The organism is Eudoraea sp. (genome assembly GCF_049665975.1).
Taxonomy (GTDB): Bacteria; Bacteroidota; Bacteroidia; order Flavobacteriales; family Flavobacteriaceae; genus Eudoraea.
This window is the reverse complement of record NZ_JBATGR010000303.1, coordinates 35382-42541: the sequence shown is the minus strand read 5'-3', so window position 1 is coordinate 42541 and position 7160 is coordinate 35382. Positions and strand designations below refer to the sequence as shown.

General features: G+C 36.5%; 6 protein-coding genes. 3 read left to right on the top strand and 3 right to left on the bottom strand.

Features of this window, described 5'->3' with window-relative positions:
- From WBN20_RS10885 to WBN20_RS10875, 3 genes are all read right to left on the bottom strand, one after another.
- The coding region (locus tag WBN20_RS10885; protein ID WP_424281687.1) for a sodium/proton-translocating pyrophosphatase at positions 1–759 on the bottom strand (759 nt) is incomplete at its 3' end.
- An 87-nt stretch (positions 760–846) separates the two neighbouring features.
- Positions 847–3339 carry a DUF5686 family protein gene (locus WBN20_RS10880; RefSeq protein ID WP_424281686.1) on the bottom strand — a complete coding sequence of 831 codons (2493 nt, stop codon included), beginning with the start codon at positions 3337–3339 and terminating at the stop codon, positions 847–849.
- Between the two features lie 159 nt (positions 3340–3498).
- Positions 3499–4476, bottom strand: a complete 978-nt coding sequence (locus tag WBN20_RS10875) for a pyruvate dehydrogenase complex E1 component subunit beta (protein ID WP_424274339.1) — start codon at positions 4474–4476, stop codon at positions 3499–3501.
- Between the two features lie 186 nt (positions 4477–4662).
- Between WBN20_RS10875 and WBN20_RS10870 the strand changes: the two genes are divergently transcribed.
- From WBN20_RS10870 to WBN20_RS10860, 3 genes are all read left to right on the top strand, one after another.
- Positions 4663–5409: an electron transfer flavoprotein subunit beta/FixA family protein gene (locus tag WBN20_RS10870; protein WP_424274338.1), complete on the top strand. Its 747-nt coding sequence runs from the start codon at positions 4663–4665 to the stop codon at positions 5407–5409.
- A 59-nt stretch (positions 5410–5468) separates the two neighbouring features.
- Positions 5469–6437 (top strand): electron transfer flavoprotein subunit alpha/FixB family protein, encoded by a 969-nt coding sequence (locus WBN20_RS10865; RefSeq protein WP_424281685.1) that lies wholly within the window; start codon positions 5469–5471, stop codon positions 6435–6437.
- 85 nt (positions 6438–6522) lie between these two features.
- On the top strand, positions 6523–7152 hold the full coding sequence (locus WBN20_RS10860) for a bifunctional nuclease domain-containing protein (protein WP_424271669.1): 630 nt from the start codon (positions 6523–6525) through the stop codon (positions 7150–7152).
- Positions 7153–7160 lie beyond the last annotated feature (8 nt).

Below are 7160 nucleotides of genomic sequence, written 5' to 3'. Positions count from 1 at the left end.
CCCTAATACCATGGTACCAATAATAGAACCAACAAACGATTCAAATAAATCGGCTCCCATACCTGCAACATCTCCTACATTATCACCTACATTATCTGCAATAGTTGCGGGGTTTAAAGGATGATCTTCTGGGATACCTGCCTCAACTTTACCAACCAAATCCGCACCAACATCAGCAGCCTTAGTATAAATTCCTCCACCTACACGAGCAAACAAGGCTATAGATGATGCTCCAAGGGAAAACCCAGAAAGCACATTTAATACCATAGGAATATTTTCAGCTCCCGGCCAAATCATCTGGTAAATCATAAACAACCCACTCAATCCAAGAACACCAAGACCTACAACACCTAATCCCATTACATAACCACCTGCAAAAGCTACTTCCAAAGCCTTACCTAAGGATTTTCTAGCGGCTTGTGTTGTTCTAACGTTTGCTTTAGTTGCAACGCGCATGCCTATAAATCCTGCCAAAGCAGAGCAGATGGCACCAACAATAAAAGAAACGGCCACCATTCCATTTGAACCTTCCTCATAATTCCCCTTGAAGTACAATAAAATGGCCACAGCCACAACAAAGATTGATAAGATTTTGTATTCTGCCTTTAAGAAGGACATTGCTCCATCAGCAATATGTTTGGCTATCCTTGCCATTTTTTCATTGCCTACTTCTTGTTTGGAAACCCAAATATTTTTTATAAATACAAAAAGCAGTGCTAAAACACCAAAAGCTGGTAAAAGGTTTACTATTAATTCCATATTAGTTAGTTATTTGCTATTTAAAACGGGTGCAAAAGTAGTAAATTGGATTAGAATAAAAAAGCCTAAATATTTTCCTTGAAAGATTTAAAAACTAAAACCAAATGTTCCCTTAATACTAAAAGGGCGAGCATCCGGATTCTCCAGGTAATTGCCTCTGAAATTGAAGTCTATTCTAAAAACCTTAAAGATATTACCAATCCCAAAAGAGTATTCCCAATAAATCTTATCAGAAGGAGCTATTAGCGGAATATTTGTTGGGCTGCTTAGTGCAATATTTTCATCTGTTAAAGTACCCCATGCACCTCTTAAACCTACTATTTCTCTTAAATTCCAGTTTCGAAGAACAGGAATCCTTGAAAATAAACGACCATTAAAATTATGTTCCAAATGAACCGTGGCATAAGTATCCGTTACAAACTCGTAAAAGTTCAAATTTGGAAATGTATTATAAATGGTCCATAAGGTCTGGTTTCCCGGGATTACGCTCAAGAGGCCAAGCGGAACAGATCCGAATGTTTTACCTACCTCAACAGTACTTAACAATCTCCCAAAACCTCCAATCTGCCATGGCTGTCTATAAGAAAATTGAATTTTTTCAAATTCAAAATCACTTTGAAAAAAGCCTTTTAAGCCCTTTGTGTAATTTAATAGAAGTGTGCTATAATTATCATTTACATCTCTTCGTTCAACCCCGCTTCCAATAGTTTTTTTTCCCGGTGTGTATAATAAAACGGTATTTAGTTCAAACTGTTTTATCTCAGAAGATATTCCTGTCGAAGATGTGGGATCTATATAATCCAGACTAAATAAATCTGGTAGTGCCGAGCTCAATGTTCGATAAGAGCTCCCGAAGCGAATCCGTAAATTAGTGACAGGCTCAATATCTGTATTGAATGTAGTAAGGTTAATATTGGTAAGTCTGTCATTAGCGCCAACTGTAAATATCGCGGAAGAGGCTACACTTCTGCCTAGCACATCTGTTGTTTGGGTAAGGTTAATCCCCAATTGCTCAATGTCTCGGCGGTTACCCCCGGATAGTATAAGTCTGGTTTTTTTATCCAGCAGCCATTTACCGGAAATACCATGCTTAAATTTTTCATCTTTAAATCCATATGCCATATACCCTTCAATACGCCATGGGTCATTTTGCCCGAAATAGGTTCTGGCTCCTCCTCTCAATCTAATTCCTTCAGCCTCGTTATATCCAAAACCACTGTAAATACTTCCAAGATCGATATTCCATTTATCTATTTCAATATAACCGGACGCCAAAACACTTACAATATCATAAGCTGTATTAAAACGAGGTACAGTCTTTAAGGTATCTAAGAGAGAATAGATTCCTTGCTCGTCTTTGTTGAGAGATTCCAGTCTGTTATTTTCCCAAAATACACTATCCCTTTCAAAAGTTATTGGGTTAAAAGGGTCGGTCTTATTTTTATAAAACTGTTTAGGCCTTTCAATATTAAACTTATAATTGCCATAAACGGTAGTTCTCTTTCCATAGACCCCCTTGGATTCTTCTTTTTTAAATAGGCTAAAATCACTTAGCATATAATCTCTTTTGAGTAAAAACACAGAATCATTAACTACCTCGAATTCCTGCTCAATATAGATTTCTTTGACCCAATTTATATTGGCGCTTTTTGTAACTTCCAGGTTAATTTTCTTTATGGCGAAAGTTGAATCATTCACCCAAAAATCACCTTTAAATGTGAGTTCATTTTTACGCCTGGGATAATATATAATATGATAGCACCATTTGTTTTCTATAAAAGCACTATCTGAAAGGACGTAATTGTAAGCATCAATTCCGGCTTCAGAAACAGGGCTGGGAAAACTCTTGTCAAAAAACTTTAAATACTTATCATAAATATCATATTCCGAATAAAGGTCCTTTACAAATCCTATTATGGCTTGATTATTACTAAATCCCGAATTTTTATTTCCTAAAACATCCTCTTTAGTCTGAGCAAGAATATTATCTCCATATACCTTACTTGAGGTTTCATTTAAAAAAATTGGCAAATAGGTTTTACCTGTAATTCTTGAAGTATCCAGATCCTGAAATACAAATTCCATTCCTTTGAAAAGCTTACTCTTCATCATGGTGCTATCAATAGAATTAAGGTCAAATTCTACCTTTTCATATTTATCATATTGGTATTGCTTAAACATTCGAAGACCATTGATCTTCTTTTTTGCCCATATTTTCTTTAGGATGTCTATAGCCGGATTATTCTTCTTAGATTGTTTTCCTACATATACTACCACCTCATCTAACTGTTCACCTTGAAACAATACAACTTTGAGCTTGTAGTTTACCCGTTGTGGTAATTCTAATTCCTCGGTTTTATAACCAATAAACGATATGATAAGGGAGCTGTATTTTTCTGAAGATTCCAAATAAAATAAGCCATCTTCGTTAGTTATAGCGCCCTCAGTAGAGCCTTTAAATACAACATTAGCAAATGCGACAGGCACCCCTGCCTCATCTACTACAATACCGCCTGCTTTTGTCTGAGACCAGATAAATAAAGGCATTAAAAAAAGAAAGAATAGCAGGAATCTTTTCATTAATATGACATAATGCAATTTACGATCCAAAGTAACCGAAAATGCAAAATTAGCAACTATAGTTTAGGGTAAATTGACTTCGAATAGAATTCCTTTAATAAAAAAGCTTCGTCCAACCTTGGTCGACGAAGCTAAGATACCTTTACAAAATCACTTAATTTATTTATATAACACTTTCTTAACAGCCTTTACCACATCTTTATAGTTGGGAATCCATTCTTCCAACAATACAGGGGAGTATGGCGCAGGAGTATCAGCGGTATTTATTTTTATGACAGGTGCATCCAGATAATCAAAAGCTTCCGATTGTACCAAATAAGTTATCTCCGTTGCAACGTTTCCAAATGGCCACGCCTCTTCCAGAACAATTAATCTGTTTGTTTTCTTTACAGATTTTAATATCGCTTCTCGATCCATTGGCTTAACAGTACGCAGGTCTATTATCTCACAACTAATACCTTCTTTCTCCAATTCGTCTGCCGCTTTATAAGCTTCTTTAATTATTTTTCCGAAAGAAACAATGGTAACATCCTTACCTTCTCTTTTTATTTCAGCTACGCCCAGAGGTATCGTATATTCTCCCTCAGGAACTTCACCTTTATCTCCATACATTTGTTCAGACTCCATAAAAATAACCGGGTCATCATCGCGAATTGCCATTTTCAAAAGTCCTTTTGCATCATTTGGATTAGATGGCACAACAACTTTTAATCCCGGGCAATTGGCAAACCAGCTTTCAAATGCCTGTGAGTGTGTAGCAGCCAATTGACCAGCAGATCCTGTAGGTCCGCGAAAAACAATTGGACAATTAAACTGACCCCCGGACATCTGTCTAATTTTTGCAGCATTATTTATTATCTGATCTATACCCACCAGAGCAAAATTAAAGGTCATAAATTCAATGATCGGCCTGTTGCCGTTCATTGCAGATCCAACACCTATTCCTGCGAAACCTAATTCAGAAATTGGTGTGTCTAAAACACGATCAGGACCAAATTCGTCTAACATTCCTTTTGATGCCTTATAGGCACCATTATATTCTGCGACCTCTTCACCCATTAAATAAATGGATTCATCTCTTCGCATTTCTTCTGTCATTGCTTCCGCAATTGCCTGCCTAAATTGTATGGTCTTCATCTTAGTGTGATCCCCCTTTTTTAAAAATTCATTTTCAAATGCCAACAAAAATAGGAAAATATCTACCAATTAACCTTGCCAGTGAATTAAAAAAAGATGTAAAATTTACTATGCATGCATAGTAAATTTGAAAATTAATAGTTATCTTCGTACCCACTTTTTGAATGCATAAAACGCAAAATAAGTATGAAGATATTAGTTTGTATCAGTAACGTACCGGATACTACTTCCAAAATTAATTTTACTGAAGGAGATACTAAATTTGATACCAATGGTGTACAATTTGTAATTAATCCAAATGATGAATTTGGTTTAACCCGTGCCATGTGGTTTAAAGAAAAGCAGGGTGCAACTATTCATGTAGCGACTGTGGGGGGGCCTTCTGTTGAACCAACAATTAGAAAAGCTCTTGCTATTGGTGCTGATGAAGCTGTTCGTATAAATGCAGAACCAACAGATGGTCTGTTTGTTGCCCAGCAGCTCTCCGAAGTTGTTAAAACTGGTGATTATGATCTTATCATAGCGGGCAGAGAATCTATAGACTACAATGGGGGTATGGTTCCTGGTATGATGTCAGCCATTTTAAATTTTAATTTTATAAATACCTGTATAGGACTTGAAATTGAAGGAAATACTGCTACGGCCGTTCGGGAAATTGATGGTGGTAAAGAAAAAATATCTACTACCCTTCCTTTAATTATTGGTGGACAAAAAGGTCTGGTAGAGGAAAGTGATCTTCGTATTCCAAATATGAGGGGTATTATGATGGCTCGTCAAAAAAAGCTAAATGTTCTGGAACCAGTTGAAGTTCAACATGGAACAGAAGATATTAAATTTGAAAAACCAGCAGCCAAAGGTGCAGTGAAACTTGTGGAAGCGGATAATATTTCCCAATTAATTGATCTTTTGCACAATGAAGCCAAAGTCATATAAATATTAAATCAGGTTTCAAAGTTTGCTAAAATTTTGAAATTAATCTTTAAAAGAAAATTATGTCAGTACTTGTTTATATGGAATCCGATAACGGTAAATTCAAAAAAAATGCTTTCGAGGCTGCCTCTTATGCTTATAAGTTAGCGGAACAATTAAGCACTTCAGTTACCGCAATAACTCTTAATGCCCCGGATTCTGAAGTAATTGGAAATTATGGGGTTTCAAAAATATTGAAAGTTGCCAGTGATAAACTTTCTGTTTTTAACGCAAAGGCTGTCGCAACTGTTATTGCTCAGGCGGTGGAAAATGAAGGAGCTAAAATTATTGTTGTTAGCTCCAGCACAGATACTAAATATATGGCTTCTATCCTTGCCGGTATACTAAAATCCGGATACTGCACCAATGTGGTTGCTCCACCACTTAGTACAAATCCACTGGTAGTAAAAAGGATGGCATTTAGCAACAAAGGTTTTGTACATACGCAGTTTAAAACTGATATAAATATTATTGGAGTATCTAGTAATGCCTATGGAATATTTGAAAATAAAGTAAGTCCTAAGGTCGAAAACTTTGAACCCAACTTAGATGATTCCTATTTCTCTGTTCAATCAGTGAATATTGACAAAGTAGTTGGTAAGGCGACTATTGCCGATGCCGATATTGTTGTGTCTGGAGGAAGAGGATTAAAAGGTCCTGAAAATTGGGGCATGATCGAAGAATTAGCCGATGTTCTTGGTGCTGCAACTGCATGCTCTAAACCCGTTTCTGATATGGGGTGGCGGTCACATAGTGAACATGTTGGACAAACCGGGAAACCTGTGGCCAGTAATCTTTATATTGCTATAGGTATCTCAGGAGCAATCCAACACCTGGCAGGAGTTAATGCTTCTAAGGTAAAAGTTGTAATAAATACTGATCCGGAAGCACCATTTTTTAAGGCCGCAGATTATGGCATTGTGGGTGATGCCTTCGAAGTGGTACCCAAACTCATTGAAAAATTAAAAGAATTTAAGGCCCAAAACGCTTAATTTTTGTTAATTTGTGCCCCCAAAAGGCTGTTAAAATATATGGACACCCTTTATCTAAACAACCATTTGAGGTTTACATACAAATATGAGCTTAGTAAGGTTAAAAATAAAAGGAATTTCCTATAGCCAAACACAAAACGGGGCATATGCCCTTATTCTAAATGAAGTGGATGGCGACAGAAAACTACCAATTGTTATTGGAGCTTTCGAGGCGCAGTCAATTGCTATTGCACTGGAAAAGGAAATTAAACCTCCAAGACCTCTTACTCATGACCTTTTCAAAAATTTTTCTGACCGGTTTGATATTGTCGTAAAGCAGGTAATCATTCATAAACTGGTGGATGGTGTATTTTATTCCAGCATTATCTGTGAACGTGATAAAATTGAAGAAATAATAGATGCAAGGACAAGTGATGCTATTGCTCTTGCTCTTCGCTTTAACGCACCAATTTTTACTTATAAAACCATTTTGGACAAAGCGGGTATTTTCCTTAAGTTTTCATCCAAGGATAAAGACAAGGAAGAAGGTGACGACAGTATTGTTGTTGATGAAATTTTGCAGGAAGGTGAAACTGTAGAAATAGATCCGGGCACAACTACTCCCTATAAGGAATTAACGCTCGAAGAACTCAACAAGGAATTAGATAAGGCTGTTGCCAGTGAAGATTATGAAAAAGCCGCGAAACTGAGAGACGAAATATCCAAACGCAATTGATAATTTAG